The sequence below is a fragment of the Streptomyces sp. NL15-2K genome (genome assembly GCF_030551255.1).
Taxonomy (GTDB): domain Bacteria; phylum Actinomycetota; class Actinomycetes; order Streptomycetales; family Streptomycetaceae; genus Streptomyces.
In genome coordinates this window covers 10776996-10797510 of record NZ_CP130630.1, presented here as the reverse complement: position 1 = coordinate 10797510, position 20515 = coordinate 10776996, and the positions used below count along the sequence as shown (strand labels likewise).

The following is a 20515-nucleotide window of genomic DNA, read 5'->3' as shown; positions in this document are numbered from 1 at the left end:
GACAGGCCGTGGGCCGGGAGGCGTTGACGAAGAGGCCGGTGGGCTCCTTGCCCGCCGTCAGCAAGGCGAGCCACCCAACCCCCCGGATGCCCGGCCGGTGCCAACCCGCCGGGCATCCGCACCATCCTCAAGCCACCGAAGCGATCCGCGTCTTGATGTCGTCCGGCGACAGCCTGCCCTTGGCCGTCACATGGTCCCCCGACGACTCCCCACGCAGTCGGCGGCCGATCCACGGCACCAGGTACTCGCGCGCCCAGTGGACGTCGTCCCGCCGCACCTCGAGCGTGCCGCGCTGCGGGAGCGGGGGCCAGGGCTGTTCCGGGTCGGCCGGGATCTCCAGGCCGAGGACCTGCCCGGCGCGCAGCGCCACGCGCGTGTGCCCCTCGGCAGAGAGGTGAAGCCGGTCGTCGTCCCAGGCCCGGCGGTCCTGGACGGACTTCAGGGACCACAGGTCGAGCACCGGGCAGCCGTACCGGTCCGCGATGGCCCGCACATGCCCGTTGTAGGTGGCGATCTTGCCGCGCAGGTGCCTGAGCACGGGGACGCCACGGGTGTCGAAGCCGGTCGTCACCATCACCGTGCCGGCGACGGCGGTGAGCCGGACGATCGCCCGCTCGAAGCGCTCGGCGACCTCGTCGGGGTCGGTGCCGGGCCGGATGATGTCGTTGCCCCCGGCGCAGAACGACATAAGGTCCGGCGCGAGTTCGATCGCCTGCCGAACCTGGTCCGCCACGATCTGGTCGAGCAGCTTGCCGCGCACGGCGAGATTCGTGTATTTGAAATCGCCTTCGGGCCGCCGGTCCGCGAGCAGTACCGCGAACCGGTCGGCCCATCCGACGAACGCCCCGTCGGGGCCGGGGTCGCCGACGCCCTCGGTGAAGCTGTCCCCCACCGCCACGTACGACCCGATCACTGAGCTGTTGTCATTCTTCGAATCGTCTGCCACATCGGGCCATGATTCACCTTCGGATGTGAGCTACGCGACCGTAGGAAAGGATTGACGGGCGGTGAGATAAGCCACTCTTCAAGGATTGGTCAAGCCCGGAATAGGCCGCTGATCAGCGGTGTTCAGGCATCCATCGCCATACCCGGAAGCCGCTGACCCGGAAGTGGCTCCACACCGTCCGGAAGGCGAAGTGCCCTTCTGCGTACGGCTCCGGGTCGGTGTAATCGAAGACGAGCCGCCCGTTGTTCCACCACTGGACCGTCCAGCCGTCGGAGACGATACGAACGCGGTGCGGCCGGTTCGCCACGAGCAGCGGCTCGGTGTAGTCGAACACCAGCGGACGGACGCCCGCCTCGCCGATGTAACGGCGCAGCCGGGTGGTGGTGTTGTAGTTGGCGCCGTATCCGGAGTAATACGTCTTCAGGTAGTCGTACTCCGCCAGCGCCCCGCCCCGATGGGTGGCGAAGAGGTCGTCCGGGGAGCGGACGTCGACGGCGTTCCAGAAATTGTTGAGGTCCGAGACGCGGTCGTTGACGCCGCCCTCGGACACCGGCGTGGCGGTGTACTCCAGGACGTACGGCCCTTCGAGTCTCTTCTTGAACCAGACCGTCGCCCCGCTCGGCACGTCGATCTCCAGCACACCCCGGGAGGCGGTGACGGTGCCGCCGTCCTGGAGTTCGACGGCCCACCGGTCGAGGCCGTGCCGGAAGTCGTCGCGGGCGATGAGCCGGCCGCGCCGGTGGCCGGGCGTCGCGTTGGCCGGCGTGGGGGCGAGGGCCGCGAGGACTGCACCCGCCGTCAAGACTCCGAAAGCTCTGCGTGTGGTCGTCACGGGAACCTCCAAAGGTCGTGGAAAGCCAGGAGAAAGCGCTTGCATCGCTACGGAGTTCACTCTGTTCCCTCTGCCCCCTCCCTGTCGACACCCCGGCACCCCGACACCCGGACGCACCGGCGTACTGACAAACCGACACACCGAAAGCCGGACCCGGGGATCGGGGTCCGGCCTTCGGCGGCGTGTCGGGCAGGCGGTCGGGTGGGGCGTCAGCCCACGGAGACGCCCTTGGAGCGCAGGTAGGCGACCGGGTCCACGTCCGAGCCGTAGTCCGGGGTGGTACGGATCTCGAAGTGCAGGTGCGGGCCGGTCACATTGCCGGTGGCGCCCGAGAGGCCGATCTGCTGACCCCCCGTCACGGACTGACCGTTCGAGACGGAGATCGAGGACAGGTGGGCGTACTGCGCGTAGTAACCGTCGGCGAGCTTGATGACGACCTGGTTGCCGTACGCACCGCCCCAGCCGGCGGAGACGACGGTGCCCGCACCCACGGCCTTGAGTGAAGTTCCGGTCGGGACGACGAAGTCGACGCCGGTGTGGTAGCCGCTGGACCACATGCTGCCCGACATACGGTACGGGGTGCCGACGGTGGCACCGGCCACGGGGAGGGCGAAGCCGCTGGAGGTGCCGGTCGACTCGGAGCTCTGCTGGGCGGCCGTCGAGTTCGACGAGGACGACTTCGACGACGACTTCGACGCGGCGGACGAATCCGACGAACCGGACGACTTGGACGGCTTGGGCGAAGAAGAGGACGGAGCCGGCACCTTGGTGGCACCCGTCGCGGCCTTCTTGCCGAGCGTGAGCTTCAGGCCGGGGTGGATCAGCGACGGGTCGTCGCCGACGACTTCCCGGTTGTCGGCGTAGAGCTTCTTCCAGCCACCGCTGACGTTCTGCTCATCGGCGATCTTGGCGAGATAGTCGCCGGCCTTCACCGAATAGGTCTTCACGCCCTCGGCCTTAGCGGCCTGCTTCTTTTCAGCCACCACCTTTTCGGCCTTCTGAGTGGCCGGAACGGAGGACTGGACGGCCTTTTCCGAAACGGACTGACCGGTCGCGGCATGGGCGCCGGTGGCTCCCAGAAGCGGGAGGGCGAGCGCGGCGCCGCCCGTTCCGGCGACGGCTATGGAGCGGGTGAAACGCTGGGACTTGGGGCGGCGGTGCTTACCCTTCGCGGGCATGGCGAATTCCTCTCCGGCGCCTACGAGGTGAGCTGTCGGGTGCGGACTGGAGATGCCCGGTCGTGCCGAAGCACGGCTTTACCCCTAGCCTGTTCCGGAGACCGGAGCAGGCGATTGTGCCTGTGGGTCCCCCGCTCCTGCCGTGTACGGGTGAGTGTGTGCGGGCTCCGGGCGGCGGCAGGATTGGGCGTCCGTCCGGATCGGTGGTGAACGTAAGCGACATAGACGCACAGGGACAAGTAGAGGTTGCCCGTGAATGCGCACCGGTTGATCCGTTACGAGAATTCCCCGTCACCCTGCGTGCATTTCCAAACCCGTCTTTCAGTCAAACGCCCTTGAAAACCACGTAAATTACGTGAACATGACGGGCGACGCTCGGTCACGAATATGACGCTCCTCACGTAACACCGATCAGGTCCCTTCATTCCAGACGGAGTTGGAATGAAGGTGCTAATTCGGGCAGAACTCTCAGATGCGACGCAGCCGGAGAACTGTCGCATCAAGGTCACCGCTCAGCACCACCCGCAACCCGTGGTGCAACAGCACCGCACCTCGGTGAACTTCGCCCGTTTCGCGGCATTCATACGATGCTGTCGGGTCGAGGCCACGCAGCCGCACCGCCGGAACGGGCTCGCCGTAACGCTGCGCCTGAAGCCAGGCGAGGACGACCGTCTCGTCGCCGAGCACGTACTGCACCGCGCTCAGCCCGCCCTCCGGAGGTCGCAGGCGGTAGAGGTCGCCGCGCTGCACGAGGGGCCGGATCTCCTTGTAGAGCCCCACCCAGTCGCGGGCTTCGGCGAGTTCCCCCTCGGTCCACCGGGCGAGGTCGCCGCCGACCCCGAGCACCCCGGCCATCGCACTGACGAACCGGAAGCGCAGCGAGCTGACCCGGCCGTTGAGCATGACGTTCGGGCTGTCGGTGACCCAGGCGGCCATGGCCCGGGCCGGGTGGATCTGACTGAAGCCGTGCTGGATGGCGAGCCGGTCGAGCGGGTCGGTGTTGTCGGAGGTCCACACCTGGTCGGTACGGCTCATGACGCCGAGGTCGATCCGGCCGCCGCCGCCCGAGCAGGACTCGAAGGCCACGCCCGGGTGGGCGGCCCGCAGCCGGTCCAGGAGGCCGTACAAAGCGTGCACGTGGTCCACCCACAGGCGCTGCGGGTAGGGCTCGCCGGGCCAGCCCGCGTCGGTGAAGCAGCGGTTGAAGTCCCACTTCACGTAGTCGATCGGGGCACTGGAGAGGAGCCCGTCGAGCTGCTCCCAGAGGTACTCCTGGACGTCCTCGCGCGCGAGGTTCAGTACGAGCTGATTGCGGAACTCCGTCCGCTTTCGTCCCGATTGGTGCTGCACCCAGTCCGGATGGGCCCGGTACAGGTCGCTGTCCGGGTTGACCATCTCCGGCTCGACCCAGATGCCGAACCGCATGCCGAGCCCGTGCACGTGGTCGGCGAGGGGCGTGAGGCCGCGGGGGAAGCGGTCCGGGTTGGGCGACCAGTCGCCGAGTCCGGCGCGGTCGCTGGTGCGCGCCCCGAACCAGCCGTCGTCGACCACGAACAGCTCGACGCCCATCTCCGCGGCCCGCCGGGCCAGCACCCGCTGCTGTTCCTCCGAGATGTCGAACTCCGTGGCCTCCCAGGAGTTGAACAGAACTGGCCGGTCCCGGTCCGCGTCGGGGATGACGTGCGCGCGCTGGTAGGTGTGCCAGGACCGGCTCGCCCCGCCGAAGCCGCCGTCGCTCCACAGGCCGGCGAAGACGGGCGTGGTGAAGGACTCCCCCGCCTCCAGACGGAGCAGCCCTGAGTCGTCGTACCCGGCCCCGCCGGTGATCTGCACGCGCGCGTCCGGCAGTTGGGCCACGGCGATGCGCCAGGAACCGGACCAGCCGAGGGCACAGCCGTAGACCTCGCCGCGCTCCTCGGTCGCGTCCGTGTCGAGCGCGACCCAGGGCAGATGCTGGTGCCCGGTGTGTCCGCGCCGGCTGCCGATGACCTTCTCGCCGTAGGTGAGCGGGGAGCGCACGAGCCGGGACTCCGCGGCCCAGCGGCCGTGCAGCTGGGACAGCCGCCAGCCGTCGCGGTCGGGCAGGGTCCAGGTGGCGGAGTCGGCGCGCAGGAGTTCCACGCAGGGCCCGTCGTTGTCCAGGGTCACCCAGCGCTCGACGACGTCCTCCCGCATGCGGTAGTGGAGCGTGATCGCCAGCCCACCGTCACGGAACCGCAGCCGCAGCTCGTCGCCCTCGGTGTCGTATGCCTCGAAACTCCACTCGGTGCCGCGCCCGTCCCCGGCACGCACGGCCAGAGCGGGACGCACGAAGCGGGGGCCGCCCTCGACGGGGTACTCCTCGCGGCCGTCGAGCGGTGACTCGAAGGGCCAGTAGTCCGGCAGCGGCCGTACGGCGAGCGCCTCGGCGTCGGCGAGGGCGATCCGTGGCCCCCAGTGCAGGTGCAGCAGCTCGTCGCCGTCGGTGAGATGGACGGCGTAACTGCTGGCCGGCCCGGACAGAATCCACGTACGGCCGTTCTCGGCGATCTCCAGCATCCAGCCCCTCACAGATACGAACAGACACGAACAGGTGCGCTCAAGCCTCAACATCATCAAGGGCGGCGACCGTGCGGTGCAACGCCTGTGGACAACTCATTGCCTCAGGAATCCATGTCGTATCGTCGAGTGCGTGCCCGCCGCCGAGCCGCGCAGGCGGGATCGAAAGGGGAGGAGCCCTCGTGACGCAGCAGGTCCCGTCGACCGAGCCCGAGCTGGCAGGAGTGCGCAACTTCCGGGACGTGGGCGGGCTGCCGACCGTGAACGGACGGCAGGTGCGGCACGGGGTGCTGTTCCGCAGCGGCCATCTCGCGCACGCGACCGAGGAGGACGCCGCCTTCCTCGCCTCCCTGGGCCTGCACACGATCTTCGACTTCCGCAACGCGGCGGACCAGAAGCTGGAGGGACCCGACGTCGAGCTGCCGGGCGTGCGCAATGTGAACCTGCCGCTGACCGACCCCGCGGACGGCGCCGAGTTCTGGAAGATGGTCCGCGACGGCGACCTCGACCAGCTGCGGGCGATCCTGTCGGACGGCAAGGCCGCGAACCGGATGATCACCTCGTACCGCGCGATCATCAAGGAGCGCACCGCCGAGCACGCGCAGGTGCTGCACGCCCTGGCCGAGGACAGCGTCCCGGCGCTGATGCACTGTGCGGCGGGCAAGGACCGCGCGGGTCTGTCGATAGCCGTGACGCTGCTGACCCTGGGCGTCGAGCGCGAGGCGATCCTCGTTGACTACCTGGAGTCGAACGCCAAGCACCGCCGCTACAAGGTGCACCGCAGCGGCAGCTCCGCCTCGGCCTACTCCCCCGAGGTCATGGAGCTGCTCAGCCCCCTGTTCGACGCGCGCGCCGAGTATCTGACGGCGGCCTTCGAGACCATCGAGGAGACCTGGGGCGGCGTCGAGACCTACCTGGAGAAGGGCCTCGGGGTCACTCCGGAGCTCCGGGAGCGCCTGCGGGACCGGTTGCTCGACTGAGCGCTCACTGTTTCGCGCCGGCCTCGAACAGCAGGTAGACGAAGGCCGCGAAGAGGTGCCCCACCGCGATGTAGATGATGAGGCGCACCCACAGGGCGCGGGGGAACTTCTCCTCCATGTCGTTCATGGCGTCTCTCCAGGGTTCGGGCCCAGGCACATCGTGGCCGTGGGGCTCTGCAGCAGGGTGTGGACGAACAGGAGCTCGACGCCGTCACGGCCTTCGGCGGCGATGCGGTGCGGGGTCAGCGAGTCGAAGTGCGCGCTGTCGCCCCGCGCCAGTCGGTGCGTGGTGTCCCCGAGGCGCAGGCGCAGGCGTCCCTCGAGGACGTACAGCCACTCCTCGCCGGGGTGCACGCGCACGATGTCGCCCTGGGAGCCGAAGGGGACGTGGACCCGCAGGGCCTGCATGCCCCGGCCGGACGCGCCGGCCTGCCAGTAGGTCCAGCCGCCGGCCGCGGTCGGTTCCATGTCGGCGGCGCGCACCACGGCATCGCGATCGGCCACCGTCTCGCCGAGCAGTTCCGAGACGGTCGCACCGTAGATACGGGCGAGGGCCAGCAGCATCGGCAGCGAGGGCTGGCGCTGCCCCGTCTCCAGGCGGGAGAGGTGGGCGGGCGACAGCCCCGCGGATCGGGCGGCGGCCTCCAGGGTGAGGGAGGCCCGCCGTCGCAGGGCGCGGAGCTGGGGTGCGACGAGCGGGACCGCCTCCACCGAAGGCTCGGACTCGGGAGAGCTCATGCTCCCCATTCAGCCGGAGTCCTGCCCGTCCGGCAAATTTCTTGCCTCAGAGGCAAAAACCCGCGTCCGGTCAGCGGTTCGCCACCGCCTGCTTGACCAGAGTCTTGCCGAAGTCCCACATCAGCCCGCTGCCACTGTGCGCGTCGTCCATCACGTCCGTGAAGGCGTCCACGAAGCGGTCCACCTCCCGCTCGCCGACGATCAGCGGCGGGATCAGCTTGATCACCTCCAGGTGGTCGCCGGAGACCTGGGTGAGAATCCGGTGCCGCCGCAGCAGCGGTACCACCACCATCTGCGCGAACAGGCCCTTGCGCGCGGCCTGCAGCATGGTCCAACGGCTGCGCAGCTTCAGCGACTTGGGCCGACCGAACTCGATGCCGATCATCAGGCCCCGGCCGCGGACGTCGGCGAGCAGCTCGTACTTCTCGACGAGCGCGGCGAGCCGGGACTTCAGCAGCTCCCCGGTGGCCCGGGCATTGGCGACGATCTGCTCGTTCTCCATGACGGACAGCACGGCGAGCCCGGCCGCCATGGCCTGGGCGTTGGAGCCGAAGCTCGCCGAGTGGACCAGCACCCGGTCGATCGAGGAGTAGACCTTCTTGAAGATCCAGTCCTTGCCGAGCGTGGCGCCGACCGGCACATAGCCGCCGGAGAGCGCCTTGGCCACGCACACCAGGTCCGGCTCGACGCCCTCCTCGTGCTGGTAGGCGTAGAAATCGCCGGTCCTCCCCAGCCCTGTCTGCACCTCGTCCGCGATGAGCAGCGCCTTGTGCTTGTGCAGCAGCTCCTGGGCGGCGCGCAGATGTCCGGGCGGGGCCTCGTGCACGCCCTTGCCCTGGATCGGCTCGACGATCAGGGCGGCGACGTCGCCCTTCTTCAGCTCCCGTGCCAGGGCGTCGAGATCGCCGAGTGGTACGCCCGTGTCGGGCAGCAGCGGGGCGAAGCCGTCCCGGAAGCCGTCCTCGCCGTTGACCGACAACGACCCGGTGGTCAGTCCGTGGAAGGCGTGATCGCAGTACAGGATCCGCGGCTTGCCCGTGGCGCGCCGGGCGAACTTCAGCGCGGTCTCCACCGCCTCCGTACCGCTGTTGCCGAAGAACACCCGGTCCAGGTGCGGGCTGTGCGTGAGCAGCTTCTCGGCCAGCAGACCCGGCAGCGGCTGGCAGTCGAAGCGGGTGAGGTCGGCGAGAGAGGCGTCGAGGACGTCGTGCAGCGCCTTGCGGACCACGGGGTGATGGCGGCCCAGGCCCATCACCCCGAATCCGGCGAGCATGTCCAGGTAGTCGTCGCCGTCCGCGTCCCAGAAGTAGGCGCCCTCGGCACGCTCGTAGACCTTGTCGAAGCCGATGGTGTGCAGCATGCGCGGGAGCTGGTGGTTGAGGTGCCTGGTGTGCAGCTCGTAGCGCTCGGCTCCGCGCTCGGCCAGCAGCGCGCCGAGGTCGAACTCCCCGGCCTGCGAGGAGGACGACGCGGATTTGGCGGTGGTCATGCCTGTTGCTCCTTGGAGGTCATCCCTGTTGCTCCCTGGACAGCTCTTCCTTGACGGCCAGGCTCGCGCTGATCCGCCCGGCGACCTCGACGGGGGTGAGCCCGATGTCGGCGAGCACCTCCCCGCGCTTGGCGTGCGTGAGGAACTGCTCGGGGATCCCGAACCGCCGTACGGGGACGTCGACTTCGGCGTCGCTCAGCGCCAGTGCCACGGCGGCCCCGACCCCGGACGCGCGGCTGTTGTCCTCGACGACGGCGACCAGCCGGTGCTCGGCCGCCAGGTGCGGGAGCGCCGGGTCGACGGGCTTGACCCACCGGGGGTCGACGACCGTGCACGCGAGGCCCCGGGCCTCCAACAGCTCGGCGGCCTGCAGGCACACCGGCGCCATGACGCCGACCGCGACCAGCAGCACCTCGGGCCGGTCCGCGCGGTGCAGGACGTCCAGGCCGCCCACCCGGTCGATCGCCGGGATCTCGGGTCCCACCGACTCCTTCGGGAAACGGACGAGCGTCGGCGCGTCGTCCACCGCGACCGCCTCCCGCAGCTGGGCCCGCAGCTGGTCGGCGTCGCGCGGCGCGGCGATCCTCAGGCCGGGCACGACCTGGAGGACCGACAGGTCCCACATGCCGTTGTGCGAGGCGCCGTCGACACCCGTCACGCCGGCCCGGTCCAGCACGAACGTGACCCCGCAGCGGTGCAGTGCCACGTCCATCAGGAGTTGGTCGAAGGCCCGGTTGAGGAAGGTGGCGTAGACGGCGACGACCGGGTGCAGCCCGCCCGTAGCGAGGCCGGCCGCGGAGACGGCGGCGTGCTGCTCGGCGATGCCGACGTCCCACACCCGGTCCGGGAAGCGGGCCGCGAACTTGCCCAGCCCCACCGGGTGCAGCATGGCCGCCGTGATCGCCACGACATCGTCCCGCTCCTCGCCGATCCGGACGATCTCGTCGCCGAACACCGAGGTCCAGGACGGCCCGCCCGACGGCGTCAGCGGCTCGCAGGTCAGCGGGTCCATCACGCCGACGGTGTGGAAGTGGTCCTCCTCGTGGGCGAGGGCGGGTTCGTAGCCGCGTCCCTTCTCGGTCAGGCAGTGGATCAGCACCGGTCCGTGGAAGCGTTTCGCGCGCCGGAGCGCCGATTCGACGGCCTTGAGGTCGTGGCCGTCGATGGGGCCGACGTACTTCAGACCGAGGTCCTCGAACATGCCCTGGGGCGCGAAGGCGTCCTTGAAGCCCTTCTTGGCGCCGTGCAGCGACTCGTAGATCGTGTTGCCCACGACCGGAGTTCGCTGCAGTACGTCCTTGCCCCATGCCAGGACCTTCTCGTAGCCGTCGGTCGTGCGCAGGGTGGCCAGGTGGTTGGCGAGGCCGCCGATGGTGGGCGCGTACGACCGCTCGTTGTCGTTGACGACGATGATCAGCGGCCGGTCCTTGGCGGCCGCGATGTTGTTCAGCGCCTCCCAGGCCATACCGCCGGTGAGCGCCCCGTCACCGATGACCGCGACAACGTGCCCCTTCTCCCCCTGCACCTGCCGGGCCTTGGCGAGCCCGTCGGCCCAGCCGAGCGCGGTGGAGGCGTGGCTGTTCTCGATGACGTCGTGCTCGGACTCCTCGCGCGAGGGGTAGCCGGACAGGCCGCCCTTGCCGCGCAGCTTGGAGAAGTCCTGACGACCCGTCAGTAGTTTGTGTACGTAGCTCTGGTGGCCGGTGTCCCACAGGATGCGGTCGACCGGTGACTCGAAGACCCGGTGGAGCGCGATGGACAGTTCCACCACCCCCAGATTGGGCCCGAGGTGTCCGCCGGTCCTGGCGACCGCGTGCACCAGGAACTCCCTGATCTCTTCGGACAGTTCACCGAGTTCCGCCTCGGACAGCGCCTTCAGGTCGCGTGGTCCCCGGATGTTCTCCAGAATCGTCACGTCGGGCCCCCTCCAGGTCCGTGCTGTTCAACTCACGGTGACGGCCGGCTCCCCCGACGCGACGCCGTCCTGCTCCATCTGCTCGGCGATCTTCATCGCCTCCTCGATCAAGGTCTCGACGATCTTCGACTCGGGCACGGTCTTGATGACCTCGCCCTTGACGAAGATCTGCCCCTTGCCGTTGCCGGAGGCGACTCCCAGATCGGCCTCCCGTGCCTCGCCGGGTCCGTTCACCACACAGCCCATGACCGCGACGCGCAAGGGGACCTCCATGCCCTCCAGCCCTGCGGTGACCTCGTCGGCCAGCTTGTAGACGTCGACCTGGGCGCGCCCGCAGGACGGGCAGGACACGATCTCCAGCCGCCGCTGCCTGAGGTTCAGCGACTCAAGGATCTGGATGCCGACCTTGACCTCCTCGGCGGGCGGGGCGCTCAGGGACACCCGGATGGTGTCCCCGATGCCTCGTGACAACAACGCCCCGAAGGCCACGGCCGACTTGACGGTCCCCTGGAAGGCGGGACCGGCCTCCGTGACCCCCAGGTGCAGTGGGTAGTCGCACTGCTCGGCGAGCAGCGTGTAGGCGTTGACCATCACCACGGGGTCGTTGTGCTTCACCGAGATCTTGATGTCCCGGAAGTCGTGCTCCTCGAACAACGACGCCTCCCACAGCGCCGACTCCACGAGCGCCTCGGGCGTCGCCTTGCCGTACTTCTGCAGCAGCCGCCTGTCGAGCGAGCCCGCGTTGACCCCGATCCGGATCGGTGTGCCGTGGTCCTTCGCGGCCCGCGCGATCTCCTTCACCTTGTCGTCGAACTGCTTGATGTTGCCGGGATTGACGCGTACGGCGGCACAGCCGGCCTCGATCGCGGCGAAGACGTACTTGGGCTGGAAGTGGATGTCCGCGATCACCGGGATCTGCGACTTGCGCGCGATGGTCGCGAGGGCGTCCGCGTCGTCCTGCGTGGGGCAGGCGACGCGGACGATCTGGCAGCCGGAGGCGGTGAGTTCCGCGATCTGCTGCAGGGTGGCGCCGATGTCGGACGTACGGGTCGTCGTCATCGACTGCACCGACACCGGGGCCCCGCCCCCGACCGCCACCGGCCCGACCTCGATACGTCGCGACACGCGCCGCTCGGCGATGGGCCGGACCGGGACCTCGGGGACACCCAAGGAGACGGCGGTCATGGCGTCACTCCCGGTTTCCGGAGACCGTCTCGCGCATGGCGCGCAGGGACTCCTTCAGGGACCCCATGGTGGCGAGGACGGCGGTGGGCTCGTAGCCGCAGTGCGCCATGCAGTTGGCGCAGCGGGGGTCCTTGCCGCGGCCGTACTTGTCCCAGTCGGTCTCCTCGATGAGTTCGCGGTACGTCGGCACGTATCCGTCGCTCATCAGGTAGCAGGGGCGTTGCCAGCCGAACAGCGAGTAGTTCGGGATCGCCCAGGCCGTGCACGGGAAGTCGACCTTGCCCTCCAGGAAGTCCAGGAAGAGCGGCGAGTGGTTGAGCCGCCAACGGCGCCGGTTGCCGCCGGAGAAGGCCTTCTTGAACAGCTCGCGGGTCTGCTCCACGCCCAGGAAGTGCTCCTGGTCGGGCGCCTTCTCGTAGGCGTAGGCGGGCGAGATCATCATCTCGTCGACCTTGAGGTCGTCGTTGAGGAAGTTGAGCACCTCGATGATGGTCTGCGGGGTGTCGGTGTTGAAGAAGGTCGAGTTGGTGGTGACCCGGAAGCCGCGCCGCTTGGCCTCCTTGATCGCCTCCACGGCCTCGTCGAACACGCCCTCCTTCGCCACCGACTCGTCGTGCCGCTCGCGCAGCCCGTCGATGTGCACGGCGAAGGCGAAGTAGGGAGAGGGCTTGAACTTGTCCATCTTCTTGCGCAGCAGCATGGCATTGGTGCACAGGAAGACGTACTTCCTCTTCGCCACCAACTGCCGCACGATCTCGTCGATCTGAGGATGCATCAGGGGCTCACCACCCGCGATGGACACCATCGGCGCGCCGGACTCCAACACCGCCCCGACGGCCTGGGCCACCGGCATGCGCTGCTTGAGCACTCCGGCCGGGTGCTGGATCTTGCCGCAGCCCTCGCACTTGAGGTTGCACGCGAAGAGCGGTTCCAGCTCGACGATGAGCGGAAACTTCTCCCGCTTGCGGAGCTTCTGTTCGGCCAAGTATGTAGCGACCTTGATGGACTGACGCAGCGGCATGGCCATCTGGCTCACCTCCTGGGGAGCAGCAAGGAACGGTGCCATTCGTAGAAAGCAGGAAGGACCGAGCGAAGTACGCGGAAGGCTGATATTCCACCCCGCACCGTGCCGATCCGGACGAGTTCATGTTCTGGAGCGTCCACGACCACCCGGACGGCCGCAACGGGGCGCTCGCCCGCGCGGACGGCGCTCAGGAGCGTGGCCGCGGACTCCATGTCGACCGCGATCGCGCCGGTCGCGAGCAGATCGGACCGTTCGTGACCGCGTACGACGTGATCGGAACCGGTGAGCGGTCCGGTGTGGACGGTGCGCCCGGGCACGGCCCGCACCAGCTCCTTGACGAGCAGCTCGGTCCCGACGCACGGCACGGTGCCGCGCGGGTCCCGGGTATCCTCGGCGACGACCAGGTCGCCGGGGTGCATGCCCGGGGCGAGCCCCGCGCAGAAGCCCGTGGCCAGCACGGCGGCCTCGCCGTACGCCGGGTCGGCCAGGGCCCGGGTGACGGCCCGCTCGGCCGCCTGCGGTCCCATGCCCGTACGGAGCACGGTGACCGGCCCGCCCGCACCGCCGCGGTCACCGCCGCTGCGCAGCGCGAAGCGCTCGATGCCGAGCGCGCAGGCGATCAGCAGCGGGGCCGGGGCGGACTGGGTGCTCATCAGCCCCCCTTGGCCCCGGAGAACGGCTCTCCGTGGACGTACCGGCCGAGGGCGGTGAGCGGGAAGACCTGCCGGTAGAGGTGGTAGTTGATGGAGAAGTCCCACGGGAAGCCGGTGCCGGTGAAGTACGGCTCGTCCCAGGAGCCGTCCTCCCGCTGGGTGCTCGCGAGCCACTCGATGCCGCGCTCGACGGCCGGGGAGTCCTTCTCCCCCGCGGCCAGCAGGGCCATCAGCGCCCAGGCCGTCTGCGAGGCGGTCGAGGCGCCCCGGCCGCTCCATTCCTTGACGTACTTGTAGGAGCGCAGATCCTCGCCCCAGCCGCCGTCGTCGTTCTGCACCGACTCCAGCCAGGCCACGGCCCGCCGGATCGCGGGGTGCGAGCCGGGGATCCCGGCGGCGGTCAGGGCGGGTACGACGGATCCGGTGCCGTAGACGTAGTTGACGCCCCAGCGTCCGAACCACGAGCCGTCCGGCTCCTGTTCGGCGAGCAGCCACTCGATGCCGCGCCTGGTGCGCGGGTCGTGCGAGAGGCCCTCCACCGCGAGCATCTCGACGACGTGCGCGGTGACGTCCGCCGACGGCGGGTCGATGACCTCGCCGAAGTCGCAGAACGGCAGCCGGTTGGGGAACGGGCTGGTGTTGTCGACGTCGAAGGCGCCCCACGCCCCGTTCTTGGACTGCATGCCGAGGTTCCAGCGCACCCCGCGCCCGATCGCCTTCTCCACCCGCTCCGGGGCGTGGTGCTTGATCCGGCGCAGCGCGAGGACGACCTCGGCGGTGTCGTCGATGTCGGGGTAGTTGTCGTTGTGGAACTCGAACGCCCAGCCGCCGGGCGGCAGTTGGGGTCTGCGGACCGACCAGTCGCCGGGCCGCACGATCTGCTCGCCGAGCATCCAGTCGGCGGCCCTGACCAGTTGGGGATGGTCGGCGGGCACCCCCGCGTCGGCGAGCGCGATGGCCGCCAGGCAGGTGTCCCAGACCGGCGACTGACAGGCCTCGATCATCCGGGCCCCGTCCTCGCGCCACACGGCGAAACGGTCCAGCGACTGAAGGCCCGCACGCATCACGGGATGCTCGAGGTCGTAGCCGAGCAGATGCAGGGCGATGACCGAGTACACGGCCGGCGGCTGGATGCCTCCCCAGCAGCCGTCGTTCTCCTGGCGCTCGATGATCCAGCGGGCGGCGCTGTTCATCGCGGCTCCGCGCAGCTTGCGCGGCGCGACCTTGCGCAGCGCGTGCAGGGCCTTGTCCAGACGCTGTAAGGCGCCGTCCCAACTCGCCACGGGCGCGAGGGGCTTGGGCGGGTTCGGCCGGTTCGGATCAGTGTGCAGTTCGTCGAGCGGGAAGGGCGCGGGCCGCACCGGTCGTTTGGCGGAGACGATCGTCAACGGGACGATGGTCTGCCGGGCCCAGCACCCGAAGTCGTAGATGTTGAGCGGCACCCATGTCGGGAAGTAGATGAGCTCCGGCGGGAGTTCGGGCAGGTCCTCCCACTTCCACCAGCCGAACAGAGCCAGCCAGATCCGGGTGAACACACGGGAGGCGGCGATCCCGCCCTGCCCACGGATCCAGGCGGATGCCTTCGCCATGTGCGGCGCGTCCGGGGCGTCGCCGGCCAGGCGGAGCGCGACGTAGGCCTCGATGGTGGCGGAGAGTTCGCCCGGCCCGCCGTAGAAGGTGGCCCAGGGGCCGTCCTCGCGCTGCTCGCCGCGGATGAAGAGGGCGGCGGCCTGTGTGGTCTTCTCGTCGCGGATACCCAGGAACTGACGCAGCAGCAGGTCCTCGGCGTCCATCGTGACGTTGGTCTCGAGGTCGCCCTTCCACCAGCCTTGGGCATCCTGCCTCGCCAGCAGGAAGTCGGTGGCGCGCTTCACGGCGCGTACGGCGGCGTCGTGCACCCCGGCCGCCACGGGTGTGCTGTCGGATTCGCTGGCCGCGGCAGCGCGGGGCGGCAGGGCCCCGGTGCTTCCGTCGGTCGTCGCTGTCATGGCTTCCCCTTCGTGCAGTGTGCAAGTGGTGTGCGTCTGCTGCGGGTCCGCCGTCGGCCGGTGCTCGTCTTCCCGCGACACCGGCCGGCGACTACGCGAGGGCTATTCGACCGATAGTGATCATCTCTTTCGTACGACGACGAAGTCGGCGAGCGCCGTGAACTGGGCCCGTACCCGGTCGGGCATGTCGACGGCGTCGAGGGCTTCGATGGCGATGGTGTGCTGGCGGCGCGCTTCCTCGGAGGTCCACTCGCGGCCGCCCGCCTCCTCGATCAGGGCGGCGCGGGCGGCGAACTCCTCCTCGGAGAAGTTCTCGAAGTCGCTGCTCTTGGCGTCGGCGGCGAGCATCTCGCCGAGCTGCTCGGAGGCGGCACCGCCCGCCGCGAGCGCGGCCACGACCGGCAGGGACTTCTTGCGCTGGCGCAGGTCGCTCCAGGTCTGCTTGCCGGTGGAGACCGGGTCGCCCCAGATGCCGAGGAGGTCGTCGACGGCCTGGAAGGCGAGGCCGAGGTGGTAGCCGTACTTCTCCAGGGTGTCGGCGGTGCGGTCGTCGGCGCCGCCGAGCACGGCGCCGATGGAGCTCGCGCAGGCGAGCAGGGCGCCGGTCTTGTTGCCCTCCATCTCCAGGCACTCCTCGACGCTGACGCGGTCGCGGTGCTCGTAGGAGATGTCCTGCGCCTGGCCGTCGATGAGGGCCCGGGTGGCGGTGGTCAGGCGGCGGGTGGCGCGGCCCGCCTCGACGGTGCCGAGTTCCAGGAGCACCTCGTTGGCCAGGGCGAACAGGGCGTCGCCGACGAGGATGGCCTGGGCGGGGCCGTGCACCTTCCAGACGGTGTCGCGGTGGCGGCGCTGTTCGTCGCCGTCCATCAGGTCGTCGTGCAGGAGCGAGAAGTTGTGGACCAGTTCGACGGCCACGGCGCCGGGGATGCCGGTCTCGGGTGCGGCGCCGGTGACCTCGGCGGAGAGCACCGCGAGGGCGGGACGGACGGCCTTGCCGCCGTCACCGTCCGCGGGGTTGCCCTCGGCGTCGATCCAGCCGAAGTGGTAGGCGGCGACAGTGTCCATGGGAGGGGCCAGGCGGTCGATGGCCGCTCGCAGTACCGGTGTGGCCAGGGTCCGGCCGCGCTCCAGGAGCGCGGTCACGTCCACCGCGTCGGCAGCCGTCGAGGCCGGGGGCACAGTGGGCACAGTCTCTCCTCTTGTTGCGGTACCGGAGGTGCGGGGGCCGGCCGTGCCGTGCTGGTCGAGCATCAGGCTGCCTCCTCGATCTCGAAGAGGTGGCGGGGGCGGGGCCGGCCCAGGGCGCCGAGCGCGGCGGACGCCGCGCTCACACCACTGCGAACCGCACTCTCCATGGTCGCGGGCCACCCTGTGGCGGTCCACGCTCCGGCCAGGTAGAGGCCGGGGGCCTTGGTGCGGGCGCCGGGCCGCAGCCGTCCGACGCCGGGGGTGGGAGCAAACGTGGCCGTCCGTTCCCTGGTCACGAAGAAGTCCTTCACTTCGGCCCCCCGCGTGCGGGGCAGCAGCCGTTCCAGCTCCGGCAGGTAGCGCTCGCGCAGTACGGCGACGGGCTCGTCGATCTCGTCGCGCGCGGCCGACTGGGACAGCGCCAGATACTGGCCGTCCGTCAGCCCGGAGGCCTCGGTGCGGTCGAACACCCACTGCACGGGGGTGCCGAGGGCCGCGAAGAAGGGCCGGCCGAGCACCTTCCGGTCGTAGACGACATGGACATTGAGGATCGGCGCGGTACCGATCTCCAGCAGCTGTCCGGGAGCGTCGAGCGCCCCAGCGGGCAGCAGATCGTGGGCCTCGCGCTGCGCCACGGCGAGGACCACCGCGTCCGCCTCGAGCCTCTCGCCGGGAACCTGAACGCTCCAACGCCCGTTTTCGTCAGTAGAGATGGAGGTGACGCGTGTACGGACCTCGGTACGCACGCCCGCGGAGTCGAGCGCCTTGCGGGCCAGCCGGTCATGCAGTTCGCCCAGCGGGACGTGCGCCCATCCGATGTCGGCCGCGCCCGGCTCGGACAGCAGACCGGTCTTGAACACCATCGCGGCGAGCCCCAGCGAGGCGTCGCCCGCGACCGCGTTGAGGGTGGCGACCCCGACCAGGTCCCACAGGGCCTCGACGGCACGCGCCGACTGACCGTGCGCGGTCAGCCAGCTGCCGAAGTCCTGCGTGTCCAGGGTCGGATCGGCGAGGTCGAGCCCCTTGAGCGCGAGCGCGGCACGCCCCACGTTGGCCCGTTCGGCGAGCGAGAGATGCGGATACGTCGCGAGGCTGCGCCCCAGATGCAGGGGCACGGGCAGCGCGTCGCGCCGCAGCCTGCCGAGCCGCCGGCCCTCGGGCCGGGCGACGTCGACCACGGGCACGTCGAGACGATCCTGCAGCGGAGCCAGCGCCGCTCCCTCGATGCGCTCGAGGAACCAGCGGTAGGCGGTGCAGCAGCGCAGATACACGTGCTGGCCGTTGTCGACGGTCAGTCCGTCGCGCTGGAAGGAGAAGGCGAGCCCGCCCAGGCGTGGCCGGCCTTCGAGCAGGGTGACGCGCATTCCGCCGTCGGCGAGCGCGAGCGCGGCGGTGATGCCGGCAAGCCCTCCGCCCACCACGACGGCGTGCCTCCCGGATGCGACCGGGCCGTCCGGGCCGTTCGCGAGTGGCCCGTCGGACCGTGTGCCGTGGGTCATCGTGCAGCCTCCCCTGCGCGGCGGCCGTGCTTCTTGAACGGTGCACGTCCGACCGTCTCAGTCAGGGACGCCGCCCGCCACCGGAGGGTTGCCCGCCACTTCGCGCCGCTGAGGGCCTGTGTCACCTCTCCGGTCGGATCAGCGCGCGGCGTCTGGTGCGGGCGAGCGTGCGTGCCAGGCGTCGCGCGCCCGACCGGGGAGGTGACACAGGCTCCGACATCACCTTGGTCCAGGTTGTCCATCAGGCGCGCCTCCTGACGGTCCGCCGGGTCACATGCCGGGTGTCCAGGCCTGACAGGCCACGCACGGCGACGTACGCCTTCTCCCGCCCGGGCAGCGAGACCCGGCCGCGCAGCACGGCCTCCGGGTCGCGCTCGATGCGGTCCAGCAGGCGGCGGTAGATGCCGGCCATGGCGGCGACACAGGCGCCGCTGCGCCGGTCCAGCATGGGGAGCAGCCGGTAGCCCTCGGCGAAAAGGGCGCGGGCCCGACGCACTTCGAAGTGCACGAGGCCCGCGAAGTCGGCGCCCTCCGGCGGTTTCGGCCCGCTGAACCCGGCCGAGCAGCCGAACTTCGCGAGGTCGTCGGCGGGCAGATAGGTGCGCCCGCCCTCGGCGTCCTCGCGGACGTCCCGCAGGATGTTGGTGAGCTGAAGCGCGAGCCCGAGCGTGTCGCCATACTCCGGCGCGCGCTCGGCACCGCGCGCCCCCGGTTCCGTACCGAACACGCCGAGCGAGAGCCGCCCGATGGCGCCCGCCACGCAGCGGCAGTACACCTTCAGGTCGTCCCAGGTCTCGTAGGTCTCGCCGCGTACGTCCATCAGGACGCCGTCGATGAGCTCGTCCAAGCCGCCGAGCGGGATCGGGAAGGCCCGGGCGGCGTGGGTCAGGGCGACGGCCACGGGGTCGGTGTCGTCCTCGTCGACCGAACCGTCGCGCACCCTGGCCAGCATCGCCCGGGTGTCCTCGAGTCTCGCGGCCTTCACGCCGGCGTCCAGCGCGCCGTCACCGATGTCGTCGACGCGCCGGGAGAACGCGTACAGCGCCGACATCGCCCGGCGCTTGGGCGTCGGCAGCAGCCTGATGCCGTACGCGAAGTTCCGGGCCTGCTGTCCGGTGACGGCCTCGCAGTAGCTGTAGGCGGCGAGTACCGGTGCGGACACGTGTGGTTCCGACTCCACGGTCCGGATCACCCCTCTCCTCGCAGAGTCACGCCCGCCTCGCGCAGCAACTGGAGCTTGCCGGGCTTGGGCGGGCCGGGAAGTACGTCGTATTCGGCGGCGGCGATCGCGTGGATCGCCGCCCTTCCCCCCGCCACGAACCCTGCGAGCAGCAGTCTGAGCCTGCCGTGGACGCTACCCACGAGGGGGGCGCCTTCATTCAGGAGATCGCGGGCGCGTTGTGCTTCGTACGCAACCAGTGCGCGCACCGATGCGCCAGCGGATTTCGTGGCGAGATCCGCCTCCTGGACGTGAAAGCGCTTCATGTCCTCGGCGGGCAGATAGATACGGTCGCGGCCGAGGTCCTCGGCGACGTCCTGGAGGTGCTCGACGATCTGCAGGGCCGTGCAGATCGCGTCGGAGCGGCGGATCCGCTCGGGCGTCGAGGTGCCGGTGACGGCGAGGACCAGGCGGCCGACCGGGTTGGCGGACAGCTCGCAGTAGGCGAGCAGGTCGTCGTAGGTCTCGTACCGGGTGACGAGCTGGTCCTGGCGGTTGGCCGCGATCAGGCCGAGAAAGGGCTCGGGGGTCAGCGAGCGGCGGCGGACCGTCGGCTGGAGGCGGCGCAGCAGCGGGTGGCTCGGGGTGGAGTCGAAGACGCGGTGGAGGTCGGCCTCGAAGGCGTCCAGCATCACCAGGCGGTCTCCGGCCTCCTCGGGACAGACACCGAGCAGGCGGGTGTCGGCGCCGCCGGGGGCCAGGTCGCCGTCGCCGATGTCGTCGACCAGGCGGGCGAAGCCGTAGACGGCCATGAGGTCGGTGCGCCAGGCCCTGGGCAGGAAGAAGGGGGCCACGGGGAAGTTCTCCGCCGCGGCCTTGTCGAGCGTGCCGCGCTCCGTGACACCGGGGCGCGTCATGCCGGTTCCCGTCACCGCTGACTGCCCGGGGCGGGGACGGCACATGCTGCGTGGAGCTGGGGAGTTTCCGTAGCCATTGCCGTCACATCTCCCGTTCTACACCGACGATCCAATACACACTATTTCGGACACGCCGCCCGGCCGTCCGCACGGCCGCCCCGGCAGAGGGTGTCGCGCATTATCGCCCTACTTGCCGCGATTCGGGACCGGTACAGCTTACGTTGTACAACGCGTTGTGGATCGCCGGGGTGTCCTGCGCATCACAAGAACACACCGATTGGCCCCA

18 protein-coding genes and 1 riboswitch are annotated in these 20515 nt (G+C 70.1%); of the genes, 1 reads left to right on the top strand and 17 read right to left on the bottom strand.

What is annotated here, in order from left to right:
• Positions 1-127: 127 nt before the first annotated feature.
• The 4 genes from Q4V64_RS47185 to Q4V64_RS47170 form a co-directional block, all read right to left on the bottom strand.
• The gene (locus Q4V64_RS47185; protein WP_124437589.1) at positions 128-913 is read right to left on the bottom strand and encodes an SGNH/GDSL hydrolase family protein; all 786 of its coding nucleotides are present in this window, start codon (positions 911-913) and stop codon (positions 128-130) included.
• 145 nt (positions 914-1058) lie between these two features.
• Positions 1059-1778: a DUF6250 domain-containing protein gene (locus Q4V64_RS47180; protein ID WP_172629007.1), complete on the bottom strand. Its 720-nt coding sequence runs from the start codon at positions 1776-1778 to the stop codon at positions 1059-1061.
• A gap of 209 nt (positions 1779-1987) precedes the next feature.
• Positions 1988-2956, bottom strand: a complete 969-nt coding sequence (locus Q4V64_RS47175) for a LysM peptidoglycan-binding domain-containing M23 family metallopeptidase (RefSeq protein ID WP_124437561.1) — start codon at positions 2954-2956, stop codon at positions 1988-1990.
• Between the two features lie 4 nt (positions 2957-2960).
• Positions 2961-3119: riboswitch (cyclic di-AMP (ydaO/yuaA leader) on the bottom strand.
• Positions 3120-3424: 305 nt separating this feature from the next.
• Positions 3425-5494 carry an alpha-galactosidase gene (locus Q4V64_RS47170; protein WP_124437562.1) on the bottom strand — a complete coding sequence of 690 codons (2070 nt, stop codon included), beginning with the start codon at positions 5492-5494 and terminating at the stop codon, positions 3425-3427.
• Between the two features lie 182 nt (positions 5495-5676).
• On the opposite strand from Q4V64_RS47170, the gene Q4V64_RS47165 reads away from it, so the two are divergent.
• Complete coding sequence (locus tag Q4V64_RS47165; RefSeq protein WP_124437563.1) at positions 5677-6474, top strand: tyrosine-protein phosphatase; 798 nt, start codon at positions 5677-5679, stop codon at positions 6472-6474.
• A gap of 4 nt (positions 6475-6478) precedes the next feature.
• Here Q4V64_RS47165 and Q4V64_RS47160 read toward each other — a convergent pair whose 3' ends face one another.
• The 13 genes from Q4V64_RS47160 to hpnC all read right to left on the bottom strand — a co-directional run bounded on the left by Q4V64_RS47160 (position 6479) and on the right by hpnC (position 20244).
• Complete coding sequence (locus Q4V64_RS47160) at positions 6479-6601, bottom strand: DUF6126 family protein (RefSeq protein ID WP_124437564.1); 123 nt, start codon at positions 6599-6601, stop codon at positions 6479-6481.
• A complete protein-coding gene (locus Q4V64_RS47155) occupies positions 6598-7212 on the bottom strand; it encodes an XRE family transcriptional regulator (RefSeq protein WP_124437565.1) in 615 nt (204 codons plus the stop codon). The genes Q4V64_RS47160 and Q4V64_RS47155 overlap by 4 nt, the downstream gene beginning before the upstream one ends.
• A 70-nt stretch (positions 7213-7282) precedes the next feature.
• Positions 7283-8701 carry an aspartate aminotransferase family protein gene (locus Q4V64_RS47150; RefSeq protein ID WP_124437566.1) on the bottom strand — a complete coding sequence of 473 codons (1419 nt, stop codon included), beginning with the start codon at positions 8699-8701 and terminating at the stop codon, positions 7283-7285.
• Between the two features lie 19 nt (positions 8702-8720).
• Complete coding sequence (gene dxs, locus Q4V64_RS47145; protein WP_124437567.1) at positions 8721-10616, bottom strand: 1-deoxy-D-xylulose-5-phosphate synthase; 1896 nt, start codon at positions 10614-10616, stop codon at positions 8721-8723.
• Positions 10617-10643: 27 nt separating this feature from the next.
• Entirely contained in the window at positions 10644-11801 is a 1158-nt protein-coding gene (ispG, locus tag Q4V64_RS47140; RefSeq protein WP_124437568.1) for a flavodoxin-dependent (E)-4-hydroxy-3-methylbut-2-enyl-diphosphate synthase, read from the bottom strand.
• 4 nt (positions 11802-11805) lie between these two features.
• Positions 11806-12828, bottom strand: coding sequence for an adenosyl-hopene transferase HpnH (hpnH, locus tag Q4V64_RS47135; RefSeq protein WP_124437569.1), 1023 nt, complete (start codon positions 12826-12828; stop codon positions 11806-11808).
• A gap of 5 nt (positions 12829-12833) precedes the next feature.
• Positions 12834-13478 carry a 1-hydroxy-2-methyl-2-butenyl 4-diphosphate reductase gene (locus Q4V64_RS47130; RefSeq protein WP_124437570.1) on the bottom strand — a complete coding sequence of 215 codons (645 nt, stop codon included), beginning with the start codon at positions 13476-13478 and terminating at the stop codon, positions 12834-12836.
• On the bottom strand, positions 13478-15466 hold the full coding sequence (shc, locus tag Q4V64_RS47125) for a squalene--hopene cyclase (RefSeq protein ID WP_124437571.1): 1989 nt from the start codon (positions 15464-15466) through the stop codon (positions 13478-13480). Before shc ends, Q4V64_RS47130 begins: the two co-directional genes overlap by 1 nt.
• A 120-nt stretch (positions 15467-15586) precedes the next feature.
• Positions 15587-16717, bottom strand: a complete 1131-nt coding sequence (locus Q4V64_RS47120; RefSeq protein WP_124437572.1) for a polyprenyl synthetase family protein — start codon at positions 16715-16717, stop codon at positions 15587-15589.
• The gene (gene hpnE, locus Q4V64_RS47115) at positions 16717-18153 is read right to left on the bottom strand and encodes a hydroxysqualene dehydroxylase HpnE (RefSeq protein ID WP_124437573.1); all 1437 of its coding nucleotides are present in this window, start codon (positions 18151-18153) and stop codon (positions 16717-16719) included. The genes Q4V64_RS47120 and hpnE overlap by 1 nt, the downstream gene beginning before the upstream one ends.
• Positions 18150-18395 (bottom strand): DUF6380 family protein, encoded by a 246-nt coding sequence (locus tag Q4V64_RS55765; RefSeq protein WP_124437574.1) that lies wholly within the window; start codon positions 18393-18395, stop codon positions 18150-18152. Before Q4V64_RS55765 ends, hpnE begins: the two co-directional genes overlap by 4 nt.
• On the bottom strand, positions 18395-19345 hold the full coding sequence (gene hpnD, locus Q4V64_RS47110; RefSeq protein WP_124437575.1) for a presqualene diphosphate synthase HpnD: 951 nt from the start codon (positions 19343-19345) through the stop codon (positions 18395-18397). Before hpnD ends, Q4V64_RS55765 begins: the two co-directional genes overlap by 1 nt.
• Positions 19342-20244, bottom strand: coding sequence for a squalene synthase HpnC (hpnC, locus tag Q4V64_RS47105; RefSeq protein WP_124437576.1), 903 nt, complete (start codon positions 20242-20244; stop codon positions 19342-19344). The genes hpnD and hpnC overlap by 4 nt, the downstream gene beginning before the upstream one ends.
• Between the last annotated feature and the right edge of the window lie 271 nt (positions 20245-20515).